At 47.7% G+C, this 23,783-nt stretch carries 22 protein-coding genes and 1 pseudogene; 5 read left to right on the forward strand and 18 right to left on the reverse strand.

Annotated elements, in window-relative coordinates:
- Positions 1–143: 143 nt before the first annotated feature.
- The 11 genes from QMA13_RS35630 to QMA13_RS35680 form a co-directional block, all read right to left on the reverse strand.
- Positions 144–1,067, reverse strand: a complete 924-nt coding sequence (locus QMA13_RS35630) for a bile acid:sodium symporter family protein (RefSeq protein ID WP_282938513.1) — start codon at positions 1,065–1,067, stop codon at positions 144–146.
- 169 nt (positions 1,068–1,236) lie between these two features.
- Positions 1,237–2,232: a siderophore ABC transporter substrate-binding protein gene (locus tag QMA13_RS35635; RefSeq protein ID WP_282938514.1), complete on the reverse strand. Its 996-nt coding sequence runs from the start codon at positions 2,230–2,232 to the stop codon at positions 1,237–1,239.
- A 78-nt stretch (positions 2,233–2,310) separates the two neighbouring features.
- Complete coding sequence (locus QMA13_RS35640) at positions 2,311–3,069, reverse strand: iron ABC transporter ATP-binding protein (protein WP_282938516.1); 759 nt, start codon at positions 3,067–3,069, stop codon at positions 2,311–2,313.
- Entirely contained in the window at positions 3,066–4,016 is a 951-nt protein-coding gene (locus QMA13_RS35645) for an iron chelate uptake ABC transporter family permease subunit (protein WP_282938517.1), read from the reverse strand. The genes QMA13_RS35640 and QMA13_RS35645 overlap by 4 nt, the downstream gene beginning before the upstream one ends.
- Entirely contained in the window at positions 4,006–4,959 is a 954-nt protein-coding gene (locus tag QMA13_RS35650; RefSeq protein WP_282938519.1) for an ABC transporter permease, read from the reverse strand. Before QMA13_RS35650 ends, QMA13_RS35645 begins: the two co-directional genes overlap by 11 nt.
- 13 nt (positions 4,960–4,972) lie before the next feature.
- Entirely contained in the window at positions 4,973–5,539 is a 567-nt protein-coding gene (locus tag QMA13_RS35655) for a nitroreductase family protein (RefSeq protein ID WP_282938520.1), read from the reverse strand.
- A gap of 172 nt (positions 5,540–5,711) precedes the next feature.
- Positions 5,712–6,443 carry a glycerophosphodiester phosphodiesterase gene (locus QMA13_RS35660; protein WP_282938521.1) on the reverse strand — a complete coding sequence of 244 codons (732 nt, stop codon included), beginning with the start codon at positions 6,441–6,443 and terminating at the stop codon, positions 5,712–5,714.
- A gap of 29 nt (positions 6,444–6,472) precedes the next feature.
- Positions 6,473–7,816 (reverse strand): ABC transporter substrate-binding protein, encoded by a 1,344-nt coding sequence (locus QMA13_RS35665; RefSeq protein ID WP_282938522.1) that lies wholly within the window; start codon positions 7,814–7,816, stop codon positions 6,473–6,475.
- 466 nt (positions 7,817–8,282) lie between these two features.
- Positions 8,283–10,163, reverse strand: a complete 1,881-nt coding sequence (locus QMA13_RS35670) for a rhamnogalacturonan lyase (RefSeq protein ID WP_481858095.1) — start codon at positions 10,161–10,163, stop codon at positions 8,283–8,285.
- Positions 10,164–10,465: 302 nt separating this feature from the next.
- Positions 10,466–13,153, reverse strand: a complete 2,688-nt coding sequence (locus QMA13_RS35675; RefSeq protein ID WP_282938523.1) for a phosphoenolpyruvate synthase — start codon at positions 13,151–13,153, stop codon at positions 10,466–10,468.
- A 14-nt stretch (positions 13,154–13,167) separates the two neighbouring features.
- Positions 13,168–13,743, reverse strand: coding sequence for a TetR/AcrR family transcriptional regulator (locus tag QMA13_RS35680; RefSeq protein WP_282938524.1), 576 nt, complete (start codon positions 13,741–13,743; stop codon positions 13,168–13,170).
- Between the two features lie 201 nt (positions 13,744–13,944).
- Here QMA13_RS35680 and QMA13_RS35685 point away from each other — a divergent pair, with 201 nt between their 5' ends.
- A complete protein-coding gene (locus tag QMA13_RS35685) occupies positions 13,945–14,766 on the forward strand; it encodes a class I SAM-dependent methyltransferase (protein WP_282938526.1) in 822 nt (273 codons plus the stop codon).
- Between the two features lie 65 nt (positions 14,767–14,831).
- On the opposite strand, the gene QMA13_RS35690 is transcribed toward QMA13_RS35685, so the two are convergent.
- Both QMA13_RS35690 and QMA13_RS35695 read right to left on the reverse strand, forming a co-directional pair.
- On the reverse strand, positions 14,832–15,470 hold the full coding sequence (locus QMA13_RS35690; protein WP_282938528.1) for an NAD(P)-dependent oxidoreductase: 639 nt from the start codon (positions 15,468–15,470) through the stop codon (positions 14,832–14,834).
- Between the two features lie 43 nt (positions 15,471–15,513).
- Entirely contained in the window at positions 15,514–16,164 is a 651-nt protein-coding gene (locus QMA13_RS35695) for a DsbA family oxidoreductase (RefSeq protein ID WP_282938529.1), read from the reverse strand.
- Between the two features lie 310 nt (positions 16,165–16,474).
- Between QMA13_RS35695 and QMA13_RS35700 the strand changes: the two genes are divergently transcribed.
- Positions 16,475–18,211 carry a dolichyl pyrophosphate Man9GlcNAc2 alpha-1,3-glucosyltransferase gene (locus tag QMA13_RS35700; protein WP_282938530.1) on the forward strand — a complete coding sequence of 579 codons (1,737 nt, stop codon included), beginning with the start codon at positions 16,475–16,477 and terminating at the stop codon, positions 18,209–18,211.
- Positions 18,212–18,306: 95 nt separating this feature from the next.
- On the opposite strand, the pseudogene QMA13_RS35705 reads toward QMA13_RS35700, so the two are convergent.
- From QMA13_RS35705 to QMA13_RS35725, 5 genes and pseudogenes are all read right to left on the reverse strand, one after another.
- Positions 18,307–18,454: pseudogene (locus QMA13_RS35705) on the reverse strand (sulfurtransferase TusA family protein); the annotation flags it as partial.
- Positions 18,455–18,612: 158 nt separating this feature from the next.
- Entirely contained in the window at positions 18,613–19,191 is a 579-nt protein-coding gene (locus QMA13_RS35710) for a class I SAM-dependent methyltransferase (protein ID WP_282938532.1), read from the reverse strand.
- Positions 19,188–19,859 carry a hypothetical protein gene (locus QMA13_RS35715; protein ID WP_282938534.1) on the reverse strand — a complete coding sequence of 224 codons (672 nt, stop codon included), beginning with the start codon at positions 19,857–19,859 and terminating at the stop codon, positions 19,188–19,190. Before QMA13_RS35715 ends, QMA13_RS35710 begins: the two co-directional genes overlap by 4 nt.
- Positions 19,846–20,547, reverse strand: a complete 702-nt coding sequence (locus QMA13_RS35720; RefSeq protein WP_282938536.1) for an ABC transporter ATP-binding protein — start codon at positions 20,545–20,547, stop codon at positions 19,846–19,848. Before QMA13_RS35720 ends, QMA13_RS35715 begins: the two co-directional genes overlap by 14 nt.
- The gene (locus QMA13_RS35725) at positions 20,544–20,915 is read right to left on the reverse strand and encodes a GntR family transcriptional regulator (protein ID WP_282938537.1); all 372 of its coding nucleotides are present in this window, start codon (positions 20,913–20,915) and stop codon (positions 20,544–20,546) included. The genes QMA13_RS35720 and QMA13_RS35725 overlap by 4 nt, the downstream gene beginning before the upstream one ends.
- A gap of 219 nt (positions 20,916–21,134) precedes the next feature.
- Here QMA13_RS35725 and QMA13_RS35730 point away from each other — a divergent pair, with 219 nt between their 5' ends.
- From QMA13_RS35730 to QMA13_RS35740, 3 genes are all read left to right on the forward strand, one after another.
- Complete coding sequence (locus tag QMA13_RS35730) at positions 21,135–21,581, forward strand: hypothetical protein (RefSeq protein WP_282938538.1); 447 nt, start codon at positions 21,135–21,137, stop codon at positions 21,579–21,581.
- A gap of 309 nt (positions 21,582–21,890) precedes the next feature.
- Positions 21,891–22,610: a 3-ketoacyl-ACP reductase gene (locus QMA13_RS35735; protein WP_282938540.1), complete on the forward strand. Its 720-nt coding sequence runs from the start codon at positions 21,891–21,893 to the stop codon at positions 22,608–22,610.
- Between the two features lie 110 nt (positions 22,611–22,720).
- Complete coding sequence (locus QMA13_RS35740; RefSeq protein WP_282938542.1) at positions 22,721–23,752, forward strand: LLM class flavin-dependent oxidoreductase; 1,032 nt, start codon at positions 22,721–22,723, stop codon at positions 23,750–23,752.
- Positions 23,753–23,783 lie beyond the last annotated feature (31 nt).

A 23,783-nucleotide genomic window follows, 5' to 3' on the forward strand; every position in this document is an offset into this window, starting at 1 on the left:
CCTCAATGCAGTAATTTTGATTAACTTTAATTTAATGTAATCTATATGTCAATATATATTACGCAAATTCATCGCATTTTGATTATTTAATGTTATATTAATTACCATGAGATATGGATTAATTCAGTAATAATCGCAGCAGATCATTCCTTTTTGGAAAACCAGGTAGCCAGGACTGATCCCGAAATATTATGCCAGACGCTGAAAATCGCGCTCGGTACAGCAGCGATTGGATTGAAATGCGCGGCGGCCAGAGCAGCGCCTAATCCGGAATTTTGCATTCCCGTCTCCAAGGTTACCGCTTTGCGCTTGGCAAGATTCATCCCGAATAGCCGAGCGAATCCGTAGCCCAGTCCAAATCCAAGTAAATTATGAAGGATGACCACTACAAAAATAATCGGCCCGGTTTCTAATATTTTGCCTTTATTGACGGCTACAACAATCGCCACAATAAGTACGATCGCGATAGTAGAGACTAGGGGAAGCGCTTTGACACTGGCCTCCGCCGCTCTTCGAAACAGAGCCTTAACAATAAGCCCCAGCACAATAGGTACGATAACGACCTGAATAATGTCAACAAATAGCGACTTGGCATTAATATCCATCCATTTGTTCGCCAATAGCGAAATGATTGCTGGTGTAGCTAAGGGAGCTATAAGGGTAGATACAGACGCGATCGATACACCAAGGGCTACATCGCCTTTGGCCAAAAACGTCATCACATTGGAAGCCGTTCCGCTCGGACAGCACCCTACAAGGATTACGCCTACAGCAATATCGGGAGGAAGCTGTAATACGTAGGCAAGGACGAAAGCCAGTAAGGGCATAATCAAGTAGTGTCCCACAACTCCGATTGCGACCTCACCCGGTCGGCGGAATACTTCGCGGAAATCCGCGGAAGACAGCGTCAGTCCCATTCCGAACATGACGATGCCGAGCAGCAGAGAAATGTCCCCCTTCATTCCTGTAAAGGCTTGCGGAACAAAAAAACCTAAACAGGCGAACAAAATAACCCAAATGGAAAACGTTCCGCCTACAAATTGGCTGATTTTTTCTACCTTATTCATTGTATCCCCTCCTCTGACTATTTCTTCTTACGGTCCATCTTGGATACGATATAGTCAGAATTCGCTTTTTTCTGCATTCTTAGTCAAAAAATCCCCCTATTGTAAAATGCGAAAAGCCTGCCCCAAAAGGGACAGGCCGCTTAACAGCATATGAAATAACGCTGTGATCTTATTTATATCCTTTTGCTACTTCATTTACCATCGCAGCAACCGACTCCAAGCCGCCGCCGGACAGATACCAGTAGTTTTGATCCAAGTATACGATATGGTTGTTTTTGAAAGCATTCGTTTTCTTCACAAGCTCGTTTTCTACCAATGCTTTTGCACCCGTTTTTGCCGCACCGTCTACAGCTGCGCCACGGTCTACGACGAACAAGTACTCTGGATTTTTCTCTGCGATGAATTCAAAGGAAATGCTTTGACCGTGAGTGGAAACCTCTAGGTTCTTCTCAACAGCTGGAATGCCAAGAACGTCATGGATCAGACCAAAACGGGAGCCTGGTCCGTAAGCACTGATCGTGCCATCGTTAGCCAAAATAATCAAAGCGTTCTTGTTGCTTGCTGCTACTTGCGTTTTTACATCTTTAATCGTTTGTTCAATTTTTGCAACCTCTGCATCTACGGCAGACTCTTTGCCAAAGATTTGGCCGAACATTTTCATGTTCGTTTTGAACGATTCCAAGAATTTCGTGTTGTCTACACCAACATACAAGGTAGGAGCCAGCTTGCTAAGCTCAGGATAAGCCGTTTGCTGTCTTCCGGAGATCAGGATCAGATCCGGCTTGATGGAGCTGATTTTCTCATAGTCCGGCTCTTGCAGCGTTCCGATGTTTTGGTATTTGCTGTCTTTGTATTTAGCCAAGTAAGCCGGTAAGCTCTTTTGAGCAACACCTGTCACTTCAATACCTAACTTATCTAAAGTATCAAGAGCACCAAAGTCAAATACGATAACTTTCTTCGGATTTTTCTTTACTTTGGTTTCACCCAATTGATGCTTGAAAGTCAATTCTTCGGAGCCCGCTGGACTCGCCGCTGGCGATGCTTCCGGAGTTCCGCCCGACGCAGGAGCCGCTCCGTTGGAGGAATTCGAACCGCTGGTACCGCAGGCTGCCATGAATACAGCCAAGCAAATGACGATAAATAACATAGGTAAACTTTTCTTCATATGAACCACCTCTTTAATTTAATAGAAACAAATTATTTTTAACCGGCAGTCGGGTAACCCGCCGCCAAATAATTTCGTTTAGCGAAAATAAACGCAAATCTTGTTGCCACGAATCGTCTCAATCTCGATGTCCATATCGTAGACCGCCTTCAGAACCGACGGTTCAATAATTTGATCGGTCGCGCCTTCCCTGATGACCTTGCCATCCTTGAGCGCTACGATGTAATCGGAATAACAGGAAGCGAAGTTAATGTCATGAATAACGATGATGACCGTCTTGCCTAACTCGTCAACCAACCGGCGCAGCACCTTCATAATTTGAACGGAATGCCTCATGTCGAGATTGTTCAAGGGCTCATCGAGCAGCACATATTCGGTGTTTTGAGCAATGACCATGGCGATATAGGCTCTCTGATTCTGCCCGCCGCTTAGCTGATCCAAATATTTGTGCTGCATGTCCTCAAGCTCCATATAAGCTATGGCCTCATCGACATACTTCCAATCTTCCTTGGTCAGCTTGCCTTGGGAATAGGGAAACCGCCCAAAGGAAACAAGCTCCCGAACCGTTAGCCTGACGTTAATCTGATTCGACTGCTTCAGAATCGAGATCTGCTTGGCGAGATCGGCACTTTTACATTGTCCAATGTCCTTGCCATCGATCAGTATCTCCCCTGCATCCTTGGCAGTAAGTCGGCTGATCATGGATAAAAGCGTGCTCTTACCTGCTCCGTTAGGTCCAATGAATGATGTGATTTTACCCTTACTGATTTGGACCGATACGTTCTCTACGACGAACTTGTCGCCGTATCGCTTGGAAACTTGCCTTACTTCAATCATTTGGATTTGCTCTCCCTCAGCAGAAGATATAGAAAGTACACGCCACCGACAAGATTAATAATGACGCTTAACGTCGTGTTGAATGTAAACACTCTCTCCACAATGAGCTGTCCGCCGACTAATGCCACTATGCTGATAAGGATAGAAGCCGGGATCAACAACGCATGACGGTACGTCTTCATAAACTGATACGTTACGTTTGCGACAAGCAGCCCAAGAAAAGTAATAGGACCTACGAGCGCAGTCGCTACCGAAATGAGAACGGCAATGACGATCAGCAGCCTTTTGACGACGTAGTGATAATCAACGCCCAAGCTAATTGCCTGATCCTTACCAAGAGAGAGTACATCCATGTACTTCGCTAATCGGGAATAGTAGACTGCAGCTAAGACGATGACCACACTGCATATAACCGTTAATTTTCCCTGCACCTTGTTGTAGCTCGCGAACATTTTGCCCTGCAGCACGAGGAATTCGTTAGGATCGATCAGTACCTGCATGAAGGTGGTCAGACTGCCGAGCAGAGTGCCCAGAATGATTCCAATGAGCAGCAGGAAGTAAAGGTGACTCCCTTCCCTCTTGAACATCATCTTGTACAGCAAACCTGCAAAAAGCATCATCACAACCAATGTCATGGCAAAGTTCACATTATTATCGACAAGCAGCTTCGTTGTAGAGCCGAATACGTACACTACAGCGGTTTGGGAAAGCATATACATCGAATCCAAGCCGATAATGTTGGGCGTTAAGATCCGGTTGTTCGTGATGGTCTGGAAAATAACGGTTGAAAAAGCTATACATCCTCCGGTAAGCACCATAGCTGCGATTTTCCAGCCTCTTCTTGGCAGCACGTACCCCCAGTTATCACCGACATCGATGAATAAAAAAATAGCAATCAGTAGTATTGCGAATATGGATGAAGAACCGAGCTTTGCCCTATAAGTCATATGCCTTTCTCCTCAACAGTAAATAAAGAAAAATTGCGCTTCCCAATACTCCGACCATCAAGCCAATTGGAATTTCGAACGGATAAATGATAACCCGCCCCAAAATATCGCAAAACATGACGAAAACGGCCCCTAGTATGGCGGTATGCGGAAGATTTTTCTTCAGATTATCGCCGTGATACAGCGTCACGATATTGGGAATGATCAATCCCAAGAAAGGGATGGTCCCAACCGTAAGCATTACGACGGAGGATACGAGAGCAACGATAACCAACCCCAGATTGACTACCCGTTTATAATTCAGCCCCAAATTGATGGAGAATTCTTCCCCCATCCCTGCAATCGTAAATTTGTTGGCATACAAATAAGCGATAATAACAACCGGAATGCTTATGTACAGCAGCTCATAGCGGCCCTTCATCGTCAAAGCGAAATTTCCTTGCAGCCAAGAAGAAATGTTTTGGATAAGATCATACTTGTACGCAAAAAAGGTAGAAAAGGACGTAATAATATTCCCGAACATCAAACCGACCAACGGGATAAAAATGGCATCTTTGTATTTCACCTTATCTAGTATTTTCATAAAGACGAATGTTCCAAGCAGGGCAAATACAAATGCTACTAGCATCTTCTGCATCGGAGTGGCTGAGGTGAACAGCAGCAGAGAAACGAGAATCCCGAGCCTCGCGGAATCATCCGTTCCGCCTGTAGTCGGTGAAACAAACTTATTTCGGCTAAGCTGCTGCATAATCAGACCTACCACGCCCATGCTGACACCTGCGATAATAATGCTGATCAAGCGAGGGAACCGGCTGATGAACAGCACATGGAGCTGATCATCATTCAGCTTGAAAATATCCCATGGCTTTATGTCCTTAACGCCTATAAAGATAGAAGCTATAGATAAAACAATAAGCAGAATGACCAAATATCTAAGTTTCATACGAATGTCTCACCTATGCCCGGTCGATTACGGTTAGAAGCTCTGCTGCCGGTATTCTCGATTGGGCAGTCGGCACTTTAGCCGGGTATCCAAGATGAAGGCTTCCGATAAGCTTCTCGCCTGGTTTAACGCCAAGCGCTTCCCGGAACTCAGGTGAATGAAGCAGCGGATAGGTTTCCCATACCAGTCCTAGACCCTGCTCCCACGCGAGCAAGCTGAAATTATGAATGATACAACTGGTTGATGCGTAATCCTCTTCCCATACGACCGGATGCGTGTTCTCCGTCATCACCACTGCTACAAACATCGGTACCGAGATGAAGCGGTTATAAAATTTTTGTCCGAACTCCTGGCTTTTCTCAGGATCCTTCTCTCTCTTCTCAGCACCAGCGCGAGCGATATTAGCAAGTCTTTCACGACCCTCGCCTTGTACTATAACGAAGCGCCATGGCTGCGTCATTTTGTGATTGGGAACCCACACCGCTGTATCGAGCAGCTCCTTCACTAAATCAAGTGAGACAGGACGATCTTCAAACTGATGAACAGAACGCCGGTCTCGAATCAATTGAGCTAATTCCATAAATGTTACCCTCCTGTTTTGAGTTTCTTCTATATAAATCCAACTTAGCGAAATTGATAATCATTATCACTGAGATTCATTTTACATGAATTACACAACACTGGAATGGACTTTTCATTTTTCGGGTTGGATTTTTCTCTTTTGTTGCACAAAAAAGAGAGCCCTCTGGCTCTCAGATTGTAGAAAAATTCTTTTTCAATCCGGTTAATACAGCAACTTCCTTCGTCGTAATGGCGTTCACCCCTGACTTAATCAAGCTCTGCATCCTATCCGGATCGTTCACGGTGTAAACCCATATGGCAAGGCCTCGCTCGTGAGCAGCCTCCACCACCTCCGGTCGGCACGTTGCTTGGTGCATATTAAGTCCGTAGTAAAGTCCTGCTTCCCCTTCCCTGCATACTTTCTCCACATATAAGCCATAATTCGTTTGTTCTTCCTCCGTCAGCTTCGTTGGCGTATTGAGAACAACCTTCATCTCTGGATGATTGCGGGTTATGTTCTCGCTGCAGCCCGTAATAAAAGCCAGGTCCACGCAATCCAACTGCTTTACCAGTGCAACGACCGGTTCAATCGCTTCAGAGGTTTTAATGTCCAGGTTCAGCTTCACGTTATACTGCTGAGCTATGTCGAGAACATCGGTCAGCTTGACGATCTCTTCCGACTCGTACAAAGAACTGATTTGCGATCGAATACCGGGCTGATTCAACTGCTCAAAAGCATACTCATGAAGAAAAGGGGAATCATCATGAAGTAAGATCAAGGTGCCATCCCGGGTCATTCGTATATCCACCTCCACAATATCCGCTCCCAGCCGAATGCCTTCCCTAAAAGACTCCAGCGTGTTAGAAGGCGTATTATCACAACCGGTATGCGCAGCAATCATCGGAAACGGTCGTTGGGTCATCGTTGTTCCCTCCATATAGAGCTTCGTATTCACTTCATTTTCTCTTCTTCAACGTTCTTAATTGCTCTTTCCTGTGCATCCTTTAACGCGGTATTCACATCTTTATTCCCCAAAGCCATATTTTTTTGTTCATCCCGGACAATGCTTGATGCCTTTGAGCCAAAGGTCGATGATTTGGGAGAAGGGGTCATTTTCGTTAAAAAGATATTTTGCACTTTTTTCCCATTGTAGCTGGGCATATTTTTCGCGTAGTTAGCTTGAATTGCTTTGTCGGGTATCGAGCTTATTCGTGCGTTAGCGCTGACCAGCATCTGCGTTTCTTTAGAAACCGATTCAAGCAGCACCTGGAAGGCTTCCTCTTTATGCTTGCTAGTTTTGGAAATGAAGGTCATATGGGAATCAACGGTCCGTCCTTGGCCGAGATGATCTTGAAAGTTAGGCAGCCCAGCAATATCCCAATTGGTGAACCCGGCTTTGGCAGCTTCCTCCAGCGGGGCTGCTGCGTCATTGGTCCATTCCATAAACATCGCCACATTCCTGTCCTTGATCAAGCCGTTCCTTCCCCAGTTGAATTTGCCGTCCGGTCCTATTTGACCAGGAATATCGTACACCTGCTTCAAGAAGCTGAACACTCTTTTATACTCGGGAGATTCGAAATTCGGAGTGTCGTTGCTGCCAATGGCGAGCACACCTAGCTGACCGACAATCGTGTCTGAATAATTGGGCTCGAAGCCGATATATTGGATTCCCTCTTCGGTACGGTTTATTTTTCGAGCCAAAGGCAGAATCTCTTCAAAGCTCATCAGATCTTTAGGGTAAGGGATCCCGAATTTATCGAAAATATCTTTGTTATAGAGCAGCATCCCATAATTTAATGAAAAAGGAATCGAATACAGTTCTCCTTTCTCTCCCACGGATCGAATCTTATCCATAATAGATTGATCATAAATCGATAGGTCGACCTTGTACTTCTTGACGTATTCGTTCAAATCTTGCATAAGATCCAGTGATTTTAGCAGGGCAAAATAGCCGTTACTGGCAAATACCAGATCTGGCGTCTTTCCAGCAGCGATAAGATCCTCCAGCTCCGAGCCCTTCTCCGGCTTTATGTATTCCAATGTGATATGAGGATATTTCTTCTTCACCGGCTCAACGAAGTAAGTTTGAAAGTCCTTCTCGGTGAAACCTACGCTTTTATGGTTCGTTATAGTCAACGTTACAGGCTGAGGGGGTGGAGTCGCTTTAGGCTCTTCCTTGTTCGTGGACTCCTTCTCCCTTGTTGTTCCTTGTCCGGCTTGTTCGTTGGTACAGGCTGACAGCGATAGCAGCACCAAGGATATGGCCAGCATCCATAAGCCCCATCTCTTCTTCATGATATTCCTCCATAAGATTCATTTTCCATGTGAATGAATGCGTCTTCAACAGATCCTACTATACTTTCATCCTTGACGAGTTTTGGTTCAATGTACAAGTTCGAATCCAAACGTCCTTATATTGATGTGGAGATAAGCATTTAAACCAGGTTCATGTCATTATGAGCGGCAATGGAAGTAAGGTGGAGAGTGATTTGAACAGAGCGGCAAGTTGGAAAACAACACAGGAAAATCTTAAGTCCTCGAAACACCCCCAGTCTTTTGAAATCAATCTTTCATCCTGCAACTGGATTTCATCCCAATTACGGTAGGGAAAGCGCTTTCTCAAAAAGTATACTACATCCTATTAGTGCTGACAATTCCTTTTTCCGTGAAGAAATACGTTGAATTAAAGGGATACGGCGATCCTAGGTGACGGCAAAAAAACAAGCCGGGAGCTTCTACCCCAGCCTGTTTTACTATACACTTATTTCAACTCACTGTTCTTATTGACATAGATAGCCGGAGCCGGCGGCTTTTCCATGCCATGACCCAAATAAAAGCCCGGATGCGGCGGCTGATTATAGCAGACGTTTTGCCAAGCGACACTCAAACGATATACCGGATCATGCATAAGCGTATGAATCCTGTGCTCTGTCATCTCTGTCGTCGAGTAAATTCGAAGCTCCGTGCTGTCGGCGGAACGCCAGATCACTTCCTCCCTCCAGTCACCGAACAAATCAGCCTGTAAGCAAGGGTTGCCCTTAGTTCCGTTATTCGAACGGATTCCTTCCGGTGACATGATCGTGATCAGCCGCTCATTCTCGTAATCCCACTTGTATATGCGGCCTTCCCCGATCCCTGTAGACGGATCATATTCATGGTCAAGCAGCTCGCGCAGCAAGTCGCCGTCCCACCATATGGCAAAATTGAACGATTGAGGTGTCGTATCCGTTATTTTCTCGCCTGTAATGCTGTATAACCCGCAGCCGCCTGTTTTCCAATGATCCGATGACCATACTTCCGCCCCGTCATAGCGTGGATCGATATCAGCAGCAAGGCCTCGGCCGATGTCAGAGGAGGATGGCAAGCCCCACAAAATCTCTCCTGTTTTAGCGTCATGTACTTCAATTCCGTTATTTGAAGGATTCTCATGGACCTGATACACTTCCAAGCCTGGACGATTCGGATTAAGGCTCCCCACGTGCATCGCATCCCCATGTCCCAAGCCGGTTACATAAAGTCCCGAGCCATCATGATCGATAACGCAGGAACCGTACACGATTTCGTCCTTGCCGTCGCCATCAACGTCCGCTACAGCGACACTATGGTTGCCTTGCCCGGCATAGCCGGCGTAGCCCTCATTATTGCTGTCGAACGTCCATACTTTCGTCAGCTCACCGTCACGCCAGTTGAATGCAGCCAGCACCGTCCTCGTGTAGTAGCCGCGGCACATAACAAGACTCGGCCTTACGCCATCTAAGTAAGCTACGCAAGCGAGAAAACGATCCACGCGATTGCCTACGGAATCTCCCCAAGCGGATACGTCGCCACGTGGCGGATCGTAGTCGGTCGTAGCCAGCGCCTTCCCCGTCACTCCGTCGAAAACGGTGAGAAACTCAGGACCCTCGATAATAAAGCCGCGTTCATTACGGTAGTCCGCGTTCACGTCTCCTATGACGGTCCCTTGACCGTCCACCGTTCCGTCCGCTGTCTTACAGGCAATTTCCGATTTGCCGTCACCGTCAAAATCATAGACTAAAAACTGAGTGTAATGAGCGCCAGCACGAATGTTACGACCCAAATCGATCCGCCACAAGAACCGCCCGTCCATTTTGTAAGCGTCCAAATAAACATTGCCTGTGTAGCCCTTATGGGCGTTATCGTGGGAGTTAGAAGGATCCCATTTGAGAATAATCTCGTATTCGCCGTCTCCATCCAAATCACCCACACTGGCATCATTTGCGCTGTATGTATACTCGATACCGTCAGGTGTCGTCCCGTCTTCCGGCTTACGTAGTGGGATCGACAAATACTCTTTACTCCAAACGGCTGTCGGCGGAGATTCAGAACCAGCCAGTTCCAATCCGTCTATGACAGCACGAACCGTATAGCTGGAATCGAGCTGGCCCTGTTCGTCCATATAATTCGTACTTGAACAGATCGGATCCGCATTCACTTTCTCCCCGTTGCGGTATACATTGAAGGCAATAGAGTCCGGCTCGGTCCCTAGAAGGCGCCAGCCGACATAGACCCCCTTGTCTACTTTAATAGCCACGAGACCGCGACCTATATCCTCCATCTGCCTTGGCCGTATGGGATTAGGTTGTTCACTTAAAGCTGACGAATGATTGGACACACGCAACATCTCCTTGAGTCGTAAAGTGCATCATTCTTTATGAACCTATAAACAAAATGAAATGGGGCAGAATGACATACTTTATTCATACGCCTGTTTGTCTTTGCAAGCAATTGCACTTTTTTGCAAACGAATAAGAAACTTATTGCGGTATTGCACTTTTTGTTCATCTGATTATGAAAATGCATCGAATACGCCTCGAGATCTGTTCAATGCTCTCCATTAAAAATGACGCCCCCAGGGCAACTCCCTCGCCCTTATGTCGATGAGTCGCTAGCAAGACGTCTTTATGGCAAATATCCATCCAATTCTTACGGCTCTATTGAAGCCTCATTCAAATGCAAAATAAGCACGAAGCCGCGGGTGCCGTCCAAGCGAATTCTATCGCCGTCCTTGATTCGGCTGGTGGCTCCTTCGATGCCGACGACGGCTGGAATGCCGTACTCCCGTGCGACTACGGCGCCGTGGGTCATCAGCCCGCCGACCTCCATGACTAGGCCGATGGCGGAATGAAACAGCGGCGTCCAGCCCGGGTCGGTGAACGGGGCGATCATGATCTCGCCCTTGTTCAGCTTGGCTTCGTCGGGACGCAGCACGACGCGGGCGATGCCCTCCACGACACCGACCGAGACGGGTGTGCCGATCAGAGCTCCTTCCGGCGCATCCTTCCGTTGGAGGGTACCTGTAATGATCTCGCCCTCGCTAGTCATGAGCCGCGGAGGGGTAAGAGCTTGGAAGCGCTCATAGTCGCGCTTCCGCTCACTAATCGTCTCCGTCAGGTGGACCGTGGCTCCGCCTCGGGTCAGTTGGAGCACTTCATCCAATGTCAGATAGAAGATATCCTCCTCTGTCTGAAGCAGGCCTTGGGCGACCAAAGACTTTGCCTCTTCCAATAGCGCTTGGCGGATGAAGCCGAACAAACGAATCATCACATATTTTGGATGCTCCCGGACACCCATCATATGACGGAACACTCGAATCATGCGAGACATTAGCTTCGCTTTGAACCATCCGAATGGCAGCTCACGTACTCGGCTTATGAGCTCACGGGCCGCCGCTTCAGCCTCCTCAGCACCTTGCGCAAATCGCTCCCTATGCTCGCCCGGCTGCATCGTGCGCATATGGTTCTCGATCGAGGGAAGCAGTGCCCCCGGATCATCGCGCCATCTCCTGCGTGTTACATCGATCTCGCCCGGGCAGCGCATGCCGTACAGCTTCATAAACCGATCCCACTGCTGCAGGAAGGCTTCGCCACCTTCTGCTTGGTGCAGCCGGCTTCGCAAGCTATCGTCCTTGCCCTCCTGAATGATCGCCGCAACCTCCGGATGCTTCCTCGCGATATCGGCCAAATCGCCGATCATCAGTCCCAGCTCGCTCGTTACGTTGCCGGGCAGCGATTTATTAAGCACATGGATCGTTTCCTTATCTCCTAACCACTTCTCCGCCAATGCTTGGACCAGTCTCAAAGAGATAATGCCTGACAACGGAAAGGGCATAACGCGAGGGAACAGGGTGAGAAGCACCGATCCCGCCAGCTCCTGAATGCGAAGGATTCGTTCCTCCCCAACTGCGCCTGCCAGTCGGGCTTCTCCCTGCTCCACGAAGGCTTCCGTCCATTCCTTCACCTCTTGAGCCGCTTGTGAAGGGGAAGCGAGCAAGAGATTGCGCACAGCTCTTCCGGCAATAGGTGCGACAAATCGCAAAATATGCAGCTTAAGTCCCGGCACGGGCGCCAAGCCACGCACGAAGGAGTCTCGCTGCACATACTCGGCGACACCGCTCGCCATCAGCTCGTCGATCCCGCTTAGCAGCTTCGGAAACAGCCTCCGGGCAGGCTTCAGGTTGAACAGCTTCGTAATATCGATAAATATTCTTCCGCCTGCGGTATAAGTCAGCTTGCTCTCCTCTCGAAGCGACGGTTTAATGAAGGGGATTACCGTTCGCAATACGGACAGCCCCATAGGCTTCATAGCATCCGTCATCATTTGCTGATGACCAAAGGAAAGAAGAATGTGAGGCGATTCTCCCGGACTCACTGATACTTTGGGAAGCGGATAGAGCGACGTAATCGGACGGCTTTGCACAATGTAGAGTCTGCCTTCCTCATAACACCATTCAATATCCTGATCGGTGCCGTAATGAGCCTTAATCTTTTCCCCCAACGCAGCAAGCTCATGAATTAACCCATCACTGAGCGCCTGCTTCTCCTGCATTTCTGCCGGCAAATCTCGCGTCTCCGTCCCGCCCTCGGGTAAAGAGAAGACAGCTACCTTCTTCTTCGCGATCTTCTTCGATACGATCTCGCCCGATCGAACCTGATACAGATCGGCCGATACGATCCCGGATACCAGAGCTTCCCCCAGCCCGAAGCTGGCGTCAATCGAAACGATCCCTCTATGACCACTGATTGGATCTGCCGTGAACATAATGCCCGATACCTCGGGGAATATCATTTGCTGTACTACGACGGATAAAAGCACCGAACGATGATCGAAGCCATTCTTCGCCCTATACGATATCGCCCGGGCCGTGAACAAAGAGGCCCAGCATTTGCGGATCGATTGAAGCAGCTGCTCCTCACCCCGCACATTCAAATAAGTGTCCTGCTGCCCCGCGAAAGAAGCGGAAGGCAAATCCTCTGCAGTCGCGCTGGAACGAACGGCATACGATTTATGTTCGCCCGATTGACGCCAATGCTCAAGAACGCTGGCCTCAATCTCAGCTGGAATGGTTACAGTGACCAAATAGTCGCGAATATCGTTACCGAGTGCTGTGATTTCCTCTAATTGATCGGCTTTCACACCCTCCAGACGCCCAAAATAGGTCTCCATCAGGTCGCTTTGTTCGATAAATGCCCGATAGGCTGCCGTCGTCACGCAAAAACCAGGCGGAACATTAAAGCCGGCACGAGTCATTTCCCCCAGGTTGGCTCCTTTACCTCCCACAAGCGGCAAACTAAATTTATCGATCTGTTGAAAATCCAATACGCAGCCGTCCATCCCACACACTCTCCTTATTCCTTGTCGTTTGCTCGGATCCCTTCAAATAACAACGTGAATAATGTGTCTGCGACTTCTACCATCGCCACCCCATGCTTGGCTGCAAAATCCGGCCGCACATAACGTTGAATGCTATCCATCAGGATAACGGATGTAAGCTTCGGATTCAGGTTGCGGATCAACCCTTGCTGCTGAGCCTGTACAAGCAGCTCTTCCATAAAAGACAGCTGGTGTGCCCGAAACGCCTCCAATCGGCTCCATAACCCGGGAATGAACTTTTGTACGTCCTCCAGAAATAACGGATTCAACTGTAGGATCTCCCGCTTAATGCTTGTAAAGACGGCACGGAATACCTCAATAGGACTACCCTGTATCTTTTTGGCTTTGGCAATTCGGCTTTCGATTGTACTCAGTGTAAGCTCCAGAACTGCTTCCGCGATCTGCTCTTTGCCAGTGAAATACGTATATAATGTCTTCTTGCTCATACCCAGCTCCGAAGCGAGCTCGCTTAAGGTCGCGCTGCGATACCCTTTAGCTTTGAATAGCTCTGCTGCCGCTTGCAAGATGCGTAATCGTATGACTTCATCCATGACTATAACCTCCGATGACAGAAACCAAGGAAACTATTATACGCCCCCTCGGTTTCCATTGTATATTTCGCAGCCGCTTCCGTCAATGAAGGACAAACTCCGCACTTGAACCTTTTTTATACAGCTTGGTACAATGTAGTCACATCAATGGATTTATAGGATCGAGTGAACTTGAAGCAGATGAACGAACGGAGGGTACCTATGATACCGGAAGGCAATTTAAAAAGTAATGTGGATCGGTTCTCAGGTTTTGAAGATGTTTATGATACCAACCGCCCTGAGGCTCCTCTCAAAGTAATTGAGATTGTCTCAACCTATTTAGGAAAAAGGCCGTCGGTCGTTGCCGATATCGGCTGTGGAACCGGGCTGTCCTCATTTATTTGGAAGGACTCTGCCCAGCGTATCATCGGCGTCGAGCCCAATGACGATATGCGGGGAAAAGCGGTGCAGAAAGCCTCTGCTCTGAAGAATGCGGACCATATCACATTCATGAAATGCTTCTCCAATGAACTGGATATGGAGTCCGATTCCGTCGATATCATTACATGCTCCCAATCGTTTCACTGGATGGAGCCTGTGAGCACCTTAAATGAAATATCCCGTGTACTGATCCCGGGCGGGGTGTTCGCCGCTTATGATTGCGATTGGCCGCCTACTCTGACATGGTCGATTGAGGAACAATACAATAACCTGATTCAAAAAGCAGATGATACGATCACTCGGCTTGTGCAAGAACCCGAGCAAGCACACAGATGGAGCAAGGATAAGCATCTGCAGCGTATCCGAGAGAGCGGCAAGTTCCGGTTCACGAAGGAAATCGTGTTCCACAACTCGGAGCTTTGCAACGCCCAACGCTATGTGGGGCTGACGCTTAGTCAAGGCGGACTGCAAACTGTGTTCAAGCTGGGGGCCTCCGACTTGGATGCCGATATCGCCACATTCAAAGCGGATGTAGAAGCGTACTTCCAAGGAAGAACGTTGGAGGTCATGTTCAGCTACCGGATGCGGATTGGCGTTAAGTAATTTTACGTGATCAGCATAAAAAAGCATCAAAGACGTTATCGGTCTTTGATGCTTTCCTTGTTATATTAAGCTTCGCCAACTACAGTAAAGCGTTCGTTAATATGCTGCGGTTGTTCGATTTCATCCACTAAGGCGATTGCATAGTCTGCATAGCTCACATGGCTGTTTCCTTGCGAGTTCACCAGCAGGTTGTCTTTCCCTTTTTGATAGGTGCCTGTTCTTCTTCCTTCCGGATTAAAGAAAGCAGAAGGACTGATGAACGTCCATTTAATGCCCGTAGATTGCTGCAGATCTTCAAGATTTTTACCTTGATTCGACGCCGTTGCAAAATACTCTTTAGGGAATTCCGGCGTATTTACCAAACGTACCGTTTTTTGCTCGTCAACGAACAGGCTGCCCGCTCCACCTACTACGATCAATCTTGTTTGTGGCGCACCCTTCAGCGCTTCAATCAGCACTTTTCCTGCTTCCACATGCAAATGCTCTTGCCCTGCAGGCGCTCCAAAAGCATTCACCACGGCGTCAAACCCTTTAATATCATCCGCGGTAAGCTTGAATACGTCTTTCTCCACTACTGCAATACCTTGATCATTGACTTTAGAAGCGTCTCTTACGAAAGCCGTCACTTGATGACCCCTGCTTACCGCTTCCTGTACGATTAGGCTTCCTGCTTTTCCTGCTGCTCCGATAACTGCGATTTTCATTGATAATTCCTCCTAATGTATGTTGTTTTATATAAAATAAGAATTAGCAAGTTTCATCCAGCTTGCAGCTTAACCCCTCGGTTAAGCCAGATTTTCCTTTAGCGAGCTGCCGCTCGATTACCTGTTCAATCATTTCTTTTCCTACGGCTCCCTGCAGCCGCTCATCTCCAATAATGAAGGTAGGAACTGCCGTTATACCAGCCTTCTCATAAGCATGTTGAAGGGCTGTCTCTTGAGCTTGCTTATATCGACCGGTTGCCAACGCATCTCGAAACTCTACCTCATTCAGCCCGATTTCCACTGCAACCTTAGTGAGTATTTCTGGATTACCAATGTCCTGCTCATCTTGGAAGAATGCCCGAAAAACCTTATTTATATATTCATTACCCTTCCCCTGCTCGCTAGCATAATGGAAGCCTTCAAAGGCTAATCCGGTATATGGATGCGGCGATACTCGAGGAAGCTTCATGTCTACTCCCCACTTTTGGGCAGTCGGAGTAATGTAAGATTCCCAGCCTTTCAGCTTCGAGGGGTCCTCCCACGGATCGATAGGAGGTGCAGGATTAGGACGTAGCTCAAACGGCATCCATTCGATCTCCACGTCCTTATCCCGAATCGCTTCTTCTAGCGGCGCTTTCGCCAAAAAGCAAAAGGGGCATATAAAATCGGAATAAGCTTGAATCCTTAAAGTCATAACGTAGTATTCATCTCCTTTCACAGATTATACAAAGGGCCGTGTAAGCCCGATCTTCCGATTTGTAACAACAATAGTTACATGTTTGTCTAAAAAAATGCAGCCTACTTCAGTCAACTTGTCATCGTTAGCTAACCTCAGCGGCCATCACCTGTAACCATTATAGTTACATTTCTTAGTTGTTGTCAACCCCTGTTTATTTCATCCCTAAACATTAAGCCAACTGTCAGCTGCTCTTAAGCTGTATTTCAGTTTCTAGAGCCATAATAGGTCATATACTTAGACAATGACCAAGGAGGGAGAATGCCTCATGTCTCTCTTGAAAAACCATAAAACAAGTGCAGCCCTGCTCCTTATCCTGCTTCTATCAATAGGGACTTGCGTCTATTCGTTATGGAGCTACGGCAATACCTCTGCGGCAGGTACTTCTTCATGGCAGCAAGGCTCTCCGCAAGGAGGTTTCGGACAGCAAAGAGGAAGCTTCGCTACTGGCAAGGAAAACGTACATGAAGGGCAGTCGTCCACTCCTTCCTCTGATAATCGTAGGAGTACGGCCGAGCGGCAGCAGCCCCCTGCGGCAAATTCAGGCACCATAGATGGATCTCTCGATCACATTGGAAATACAGGAAGCGGACGAGGTATGCCTGGACAGGGCGGCGGGCGATTCGGCGGGCCCGCGATGGGCGGCTCGAGCACCTCCTCTAAATATGCCGTACCGCTCGCAGGGTACGCCGTTCTATTCTTTGGTGCAGCGGCAGCCGCACTATACCTGACTCGCCGAGGCCGCGGCACACTGCAGCTTCAAGAGAGGGAGCAGCGAATATGGGTGTGGTCCATATTGGGGACAGGACTATTCCTGCGGATCGCTGCAGCTCCATGGATTCCGGGGCATATGGACTTGAACTTGTTTAAGAGCTGGGCGACATCCGCCGCGAAGAGCTTACCCGGCTTTTACTTGAACGGTTCGAGCGACTACCCACCGTTCTATGTATATATTTTGTACGTTACCGGCAAGCTTGCTGCTAATCCAGCCTTGAGCCCTTACTACTCACTGCTGCTCAAGCTTCCGTCGATGGCTGCCGATGCAGCAACTGCGTACCTGCTTTATCGGGCGGCGCGCAAGTTCGTATCGTTCGAGATCATCCTGCTGATTGCGGCTCTCTATATTGGGAATCCGGCTATTTTCATTAATTCTACCTTTTGGGGACAGGTGGATTCGTTCTTCACCCTATTAGTGGTTGGATCGCTAATGCTCCTCTACAGCAAAAAAATAGGCTGGGCCACCGTACTCTTAACTGTATCCGTGCTAATGAAACCGCAAGGGATCATTTACCTCCCAGTCCTGTTCTTTGAGCTTGTCCGAATGAGGCAAGTGAAGCCTTGGCTTATTGCCGCAGGCTCTGCGATACTAACCGTACTGGTTGTGATCATTCCGTTCTCACTTGGCCAAGACCCATCTTGGCTCTTGAAGCTTTATACGGGAACCGTCAACGAATATCCGTACGCATCGGTCAATGCTTATAATTTGTTTGCTCTTCTCGGAGCGAACTATACGAAGGACACCGTTACCCTGTTCCTGTTCGATTATCATACATGGGGAATGGCCTTTATAGTTGCCATTACCTTATTCTCTTGGTGGATGTATGCAAAGTGTGGGAATGTCCGCTTCGCCGCGGCTGCGGCGCTGATCCAAATTGCAGGGGTTTTCACTTTCTCTACAAGTATGCACGAGAGATATTTATTTCCTGCCGCAGCGCTGGCGCTGTTAGCCTTTGCCTATCTGCAGGATAGACGACTGCTGTGGCTGTCCATCGGGTTCAGCTTGACGATATTTATGAATACCTACGATATCTTGTACCATTCATCTTTCGGAGGCGGATCCTATAGCATTACCTTGTTCGTTACTTCAATCTTGAACATCCTATTGTGCGGCTGGCTTGCCAAAATCGCCTGGGATTATGCGAAAGGAAAAAAGCCCATTCCCGATATGCCTGCGATACAACATCCTCAGCTTCATGATAAGCCGCTCCACATACTGGATAAATAAACGGTACATGGACAAATACAGCCGAGATGGGAACGCGAGAAATAAATGGCATCCTCGTCTTAAGCGACGGGATGCCTTTTTTGTATAAGATATACTTATTTCTTCTTAACCGTAATCGTCCATGAAGCATCACCGATTTGTTCATACTCCGTAATCGTATGGCCTTCTTCAGCTGCCCAGAGGAATGCTTTCTGTCGCTTGAATACAATCAAAATCTACAACCAGCTCATCCCCGCTATTCAGCGATTGGATCGCTTCCTTAGCTTCCTCGTAATCCTATATTTTCAACAAGGCATCAGATAGCTTATAGCTCATTAACCTCTGTGCTAAAAAGAACTTTTAACTGCTAAGAAGATAGGGAATTGTTTCATGTGGAACATTCTGACTTTATTGGCTCTGCGTCAAATTATGTCCGCGGCTAGCGTCCTAGAACTTCCTTTTTTACACTTAAACACCCATGCCGGAGGAATATTCATCCAAGTGTATCCCGTATCCATCGTTGGGAAATGCATCCGAAAATGCTCCTTCAGCAGCAGCGTATATTGAAAAGCCACAAAAGTTCCGTTTTCCGCTAAAGCATCGTGTATCGCATCAAACAGTTGTTCCTTCAGCTCGTAAGAAAAGTTCGCAAAGGGAAGCCCCGAAATGATCAGGTCGAACGGTTTGCCAGTATCCCTTACAATTTCACCCAACCTAAGAGCGTCATCACATAGGGTCAGATCTGGATATCGTCTCGCCAAATCGCTTCGGAAAGCTTCGTTTTGTTCAAACAAAAATAATTGGCTTGAAGCATTTCTATGTCGCTGAATATACTCAGTAAACACACCCGTACCAGGGCCAAGCTCTGCGATCTGATCCATTTTGTGCCAAGGCAAAGTAACCGGCAGCATTTTGCGGATTAAGAACCCCGAGCTCGGGATTACACTGCCCACTTGTCCTGAGTTTACGAGGAACTCTCCGAGAAAAGAAGGCTTTTTCATTCGACACCTACTTTCTTTTCCAGCAAATATACGCTCGCCGTAAAGAACAGCAGTGCCATAACGATCAAGGTGTAGATGGACGGAAAGTTTATATAAGCTATGCTCCATAATACCGCACCTGCAACAAAGCTGATAAAAGCAACCAAGGAGGACCATTTACCACACCATTTCCCTGCTAGAACACTCATGAAGCTTAAAAATATCACAGTCGTTAGTAAAAGAAACCATTGAGCCATAAGCCCCAGCTTAGACCACTCAAATGTAATCAAAGGCTCTGCCCTGAACAGCTTGCCGCCGCTAACTCCGTACTGCACCGAGAGCCCAATGATCATAACCGCCGTTATAAGCAGCACTTCCCATACGATAGAAATATATTTCGAAAGAAGCAGATAGATTCTAGGGACAGGAAGAATTAACAAATGATAAATGCCATACTGCCTCCACTCCTCCCTCCATGATGAAAAGCAGCGCAGAAATGGAATAAGCAGCATCACGGAAAATACGACTATGTCCAGAAGCGTAACGATATCTAACCCTTCGGGCAAAAATAGTTGAAGTATTAAGACAATGATTGCTATATTGAGGAGAACCGTTGCTCCGAGCGCAACCATCAACGTGTTTCTCCGATTTCGCAGGTCGGTAAATAGGAGTCTTTTAAACGCGTGCATGGTCATACACCTCTTTCAAAATTTCCATTAACGACTGGTTTCTTTCCTGTTTTAACGTCTCTACGTGGCCAGTAAGCAGCAGACTGCCTTCATGCATAAAGAGAACCTCATCCAGCATAACTTCAACCTCGGATAGTTCATGGGTCGTAATGAGAATGGTCTGACCTTCTTCCATGAAATCCTCTACAATCGCTTGCGCGATCTGCTGTCTTGCGAAAGGATCGATCCCGGAGAAGGGTTCATCCATAAGCAAATATTTCGCTTGCCGACTTAACGCCAGCAGCAGCTTCATCTTGGCCCGTGTCCCTTTGGAAGCCTGCCGAATCGATGCTGCCGTCGTTAGTTCAAAAAAATCAAGCAAGTGACGGGCCTTCTGGTCGTCCCAGTCCCAATACATATCTTTCATAAATCCCATGGCATCTGACAATGTCATCCATGGATACCAGACATCTACATCGGGCAAGTAAGTCAGCATACCTCTCGTCTCCAAGCAAGGGGATTTGCTATCTATCGTGATTTGACCGCTATCCAATCGAGTAAGTCCGGCAATAGCTTTAAGAGCCGTAGATTTCCCCGCTCCGTTAGTCCCAAGCATTCCAACGATTTGACCTTCCCCAGCAGTAAAGGATATATCGTTCAACGCCTTTTTATTTCCGAACGTCTTGACAGCATGCGCTACTCTAATCATTGAGCTGCTCCCCTTCCCAAATATTTTTTTATCGTATCCAATATTTCTTCATCCGACTTCCCAAAAGAGCGCAGGATTTCGATGCTTTGACTTACCGCGGCGTCCAGCGCCTCCTCACGAAGTGATTCTAGTATTTGGACATCGCTCGTCATGAAGCTCCCTTGCCCCCTAGCGGTCACAATCAATTTCATATCCTCCATTTCTCTGTATGCTCTTTGAATCGTATTGGGATTGACTCCAAGTCTTTTGGCAAGCTCTCGACGTGACGGAATCTCTTGGCCCGGCTGATAAGTACCGTTCATGAACTTTATTTTGATGTCTTCGATAATTTGGGTATAAATCGGTTCTTTTTGGTTAAATTCCATCATAGCCAGCCTCCGTAGATGTAAGCACAGTATCACTGTATTAATTAATTAATACAGTATCAGCCGAGCTGATTATTGTCAATCCGGTATTTGCCCTGTAACCTCCCGTTCATTGTCCGTTCATATTACCCCCCTAAAATTTGTGTTGTCAGTAAGAAGAAACTTGCGAGGCAGCAGCCTCTATATCAAATGCTTGAAATAACAATACGGGGGGATTACCATATGTTTAATTTTATGCTGTTTGTTCATTTGGCGGGTTTAATCGCTTGGTTAGGAGCATTACTGGCCATTGTTATTATGCTGGGCATGCTAAAGCATCAGCTGGCTGCCCAGGAATCCAGTGTGCTCGCAAAACGAGTTATCCGTACCTTCAGCATGTTCGCTCATCCGGGAGCCGTCCTGGTGTTAATCAGCGGCGTCTATATGATTGTTCAGATGGGAATGGGACCGGAGAAGCCATTATGGCTGCAGGTCATGGAAAAAGGTGGAGGCACCGTCATTTTGCTTGGGCTTATTTTGACAGGTATATTGGGAAGTAAAGTCAGAAAACGGCTGGGTGCAGATGCTGGCATTACTCAGCAGCCTCCGATTAAGGGGTACTTGATATCGATGAGCGCTATCATTGTCATGACTTTGGGTATCATGCTTGTTGTGAGCTTGAAAATTTAAATCTTGGAAAATATCTGGAAGCTCCTCATTGGTCGGGGACATCTAGTCTAATTCGGGAGAGTAGAGGGCCGTGGAATCACGGCTCTTTTTGGCAATCTCATCAGGAAGGTAGCAAGCTTGTATAGATCAATAGTATATAAAGTATACTATCTAACAAAAAGGTGGGTACTTGTATAAGTGTATATAATATATAATAATTATCATGAGGGCCTTCATACAAATTATTGGCTCTCATGCTAAAGTCACCATAGGGAATCATGTTAATATTGCCTGATTGGTTCAAAAAATAGATTAGTGGGAGAGATCGCGATGGAATTACGCAATAAAACAGCCATTATTACCGGAGCAGGTAAAGGAATCGGAAAAGCAGCAGCCACGGCACTGGCCAAAGAAGGTGTTCATCTTGGTCTGTTGGCAAGAAACCGCGCAGAGCTCGAAGCCCTTCAAGCCACTTTGAAAGACACTTATGGAATTCAAGCTTATGTGGCTTCGGCTGACATTACCAATAAAACAGAAGTGGATCAAGCCATCGGAAATTTGATTAGTGAGTTAGGCTCACTTGATATTTTGATCAACAATGCGGGGATTGCCCAATTCGGAACCTTGCTCGATATGGAATCCGAACAGTGGGAACGCATCATTCAGACAAATCTGATGGGAACGTACTATGTGACTCGTGCCGCGCTGCCAACGATGCTGGAGCAGCAAAACGGTTCCATCATTAATGTCGCTTCAACTGCAGGAGAACGCGGCTTCGCTACAGGCTCTGCTTACTGCGCTTCCAAATTCGCCGTACTCGGATTAACCGAGTCGCTGCTGCAGGAAGTGCGCAAATCGAATATTCGCGTTACGGCCCTGACGCCAAGCACGGTTAATACCGATTTGGCTCTAAATGCAGGACTCAAAATAGGCGACGAGGATCGCATGATGCAGCCCGAAGATGTGGCTGAGCTCATTCTGGCTACATTACAGCTGCCACAGCGGGTATTTATTAAAGCGGCAGGGATTTGGACGACAAATCCGCAATAGGAACTAGGCTCGAACCCCTGCCTTGAACCAAGGCGCTGGGGTTCCTTGTTAATGAAAGTCACCGTTAGAAACTACGTATCTCGTAAACCGATATTAGGAGGGTGATTCTAGTGAGCGAAGCAGTAACAAAACGAATCCAGGACATTCCATTATCTATTCTTGATTTGGCCCCGGTCAGAGAAGGCAATACGCCAGCGGATTCTTTCCGTAATACACTCGATCTGGCCCAACATGCCGAACAATGGGGCTACAACCGATACTGGCTTGCAGAGCACCATAACATGCCGGGAATCGCCAGCTCTGCAACATCTCTGGTCATCGGCTATGTAGCCGCTGGTACGTCCAAGATCCGCGTCGGGTCGGGCGGCATTATGCTGCCGAACCACGCTCCCTTAATGATTGCGGAGCAATTCGGGACATTGGAATCCATGTACCCAGGGCGCATCGATCTTGGTCTCGGCAGAGCGCCGGGCTCCGATCAGCCCGCCATGAGAGCTTTGCGCCGCGGGCTTGGCAGCGACGGCAACGATTTCCCCGAGCAGCTGGCCGAACTGCGCGCTTATCTGAATCCTACGGCTATCGACTCCCGTCCCATGGGCGTAAGAGCCGTTCCCGGCGAAGGCTTGGATATTCCAATCTGGCTTCTAGGCTCCAGCGGCTTCAGCGCCCAACTGGCAGGTCATCTCGGACTGCCGTTTGCCTTCGCAAGCCATTTTGCGCCGGATTACTTGCTTGCGGCTCTACAGCTGTATCGCAGCAGCTTCCGGCCTTCAGAAGTACTGGAGCAGCCTTACGTGATGGTCGGCGTTAACATCGTTGCAGCGGACACGGACGAAGAAGCCCTTAGATTGGCCACCTCACACGAGCAGCAGTTCCTGAATATTATTCGCGGAAGAACGGGTCAATTAAAGCCTCCAGTAGATAGTATGGACACTCTCTGGACAGAGCAGGAAAAGGCGATTGTCCGCAAACAGCTAAGCTATTCGATTGCTGGAAATAAAGATACCGTCCGGGACAAGCTGGAGTATTTCCTTCAGCAGACGCAGGCAGATGAGTTCATTATTACCGGACAAATCTATGACCATCAAGCACGCCTTCGCTCTTATCAGATTATAGCTGAGGATGTTAAGGGAAGCGTGTAAACCGATTTGTACCTACAATCGTTTCAATATC

The organism is Paenibacillus sp. RC67, from assembly GCF_030020805.1.
In the GTDB taxonomy this organism is placed as follows: domain Bacteria; phylum Bacillota; class Bacilli; order Paenibacillales; family NBRC-103111; genus Paenibacillus_S.

Excerpts from the sequence above, each read along its gene's own strand:
- QMA13_RS35630 (WP_282938513.1), bottom strand. The coding sequence starts at position 1,067 with ATGAATAAGGTAGAAAAAATCAGCCAATTTGTAGGCGGAACGTTTTCC.
- QMA13_RS35635 (WP_282938514.1), bottom strand. The coding sequence starts at position 2,232 with ATGAAGAAAAGTTTACCTATGTTATTTATCGTCATTTGCTTGGCTGTA.
- QMA13_RS35640 (WP_282938516.1), bottom strand. The coding sequence starts at position 3,069 with ATGATTGAAGTAAGGCAAGTTTCCAAGCGATACGGCGACAAGTTCGTC.
- QMA13_RS35645 (WP_282938517.1), bottom strand. The coding sequence starts at position 4,016 with ATGACTTATAGGGCAAAGCTCGGTTCTTCATCCATATTCGCAATACTA.
- QMA13_RS35650 (WP_282938519.1), bottom strand. The coding sequence starts at position 4,959 with ATGAAACTTAGATATTTGGTCATTCTGCTTATTGTTTTATCTATAGCT.
- QMA13_RS35655 (WP_282938520.1), bottom strand. The coding sequence starts at position 5,539 with ATGGAATTAGCTCAATTGATTCGAGACCGGCGTTCTGTTCATCAGTTT.
- QMA13_RS35660 (WP_282938521.1), bottom strand. The coding sequence starts at position 6,443 with ATGACCCAACGACCGTTTCCGATGATTGCTGCGCATACCGGTTGTGAT.
- QMA13_RS35665 (WP_282938522.1), bottom strand. The coding sequence starts at position 7,816 with ATGAAGAAGAGATGGGGCTTATGGATGCTGGCCATATCCTTGGTGCTG.
- QMA13_RS35670 (WP_481858095.1), bottom strand. The coding sequence starts at position 10,163 with ATGTTGCGTGTGTCCAATCATTCGTCAGCTTTAAGTGAACAACCTAAT.
- QMA13_RS35675 (WP_282938523.1), bottom strand. The coding sequence starts at position 13,153 with ATGGACGGCTGCGTATTGGATTTTCAACAGATCGATAAATTTAGTTTG.
- QMA13_RS35680 (WP_282938524.1), bottom strand. The coding sequence starts at position 13,743 with ATGGATGAAGTCATACGATTACGCATCTTGCAAGCGGCAGCAGAGCTA.
- QMA13_RS35685 (WP_282938526.1), top strand. The coding sequence starts at position 13,945 with ATGATACCGGAAGGCAATTTAAAAAGTAATGTGGATCGGTTCTCAGGT.
- QMA13_RS35690 (WP_282938528.1), bottom strand. The coding sequence starts at position 15,470 with ATGAAAATCGCAGTTATCGGAGCAGCAGGAAAAGCAGGAAGCCTAATC.
- QMA13_RS35695 (WP_282938529.1), bottom strand. The coding sequence starts at position 16,164 with ATGACTTTAAGGATTCAAGCTTATTCCGATTTTATATGCCCCTTTTGC.
- QMA13_RS35700 (WP_282938530.1), top strand. The coding sequence starts at position 16,475 with ATGTCTCTCTTGAAAAACCATAAAACAAGTGCAGCCCTGCTCCTTATC.
- QMA13_RS35710 (WP_282938532.1), bottom strand. The coding sequence starts at position 19,191 with ATGAAAAAGCCTTCTTTTCTCGGAGAGTTCCTCGTAAACTCAGGACAA.
- QMA13_RS35715 (WP_282938534.1), bottom strand. The coding sequence starts at position 19,859 with ATGCACGCGTTTAAAAGACTCCTATTTACCGACCTGCGAAATCGGAGA.
- QMA13_RS35720 (WP_282938536.1), bottom strand. The coding sequence starts at position 20,547 with ATGATTAGAGTAGCGCATGCTGTCAAGACGTTCGGAAATAAAAAGGCG.
- QMA13_RS35725 (WP_282938537.1), bottom strand. The coding sequence starts at position 20,915 with ATGATGGAATTTAACCAAAAAGAACCGATTTATACCCAAATTATCGAA.
- QMA13_RS35730 (WP_282938538.1), top strand. The coding sequence starts at position 21,135 with ATGTTTAATTTTATGCTGTTTGTTCATTTGGCGGGTTTAATCGCTTGG.
- QMA13_RS35735 (WP_282938540.1), top strand. The coding sequence starts at position 21,891 with ATGGAATTACGCAATAAAACAGCCATTATTACCGGAGCAGGTAAAGGA.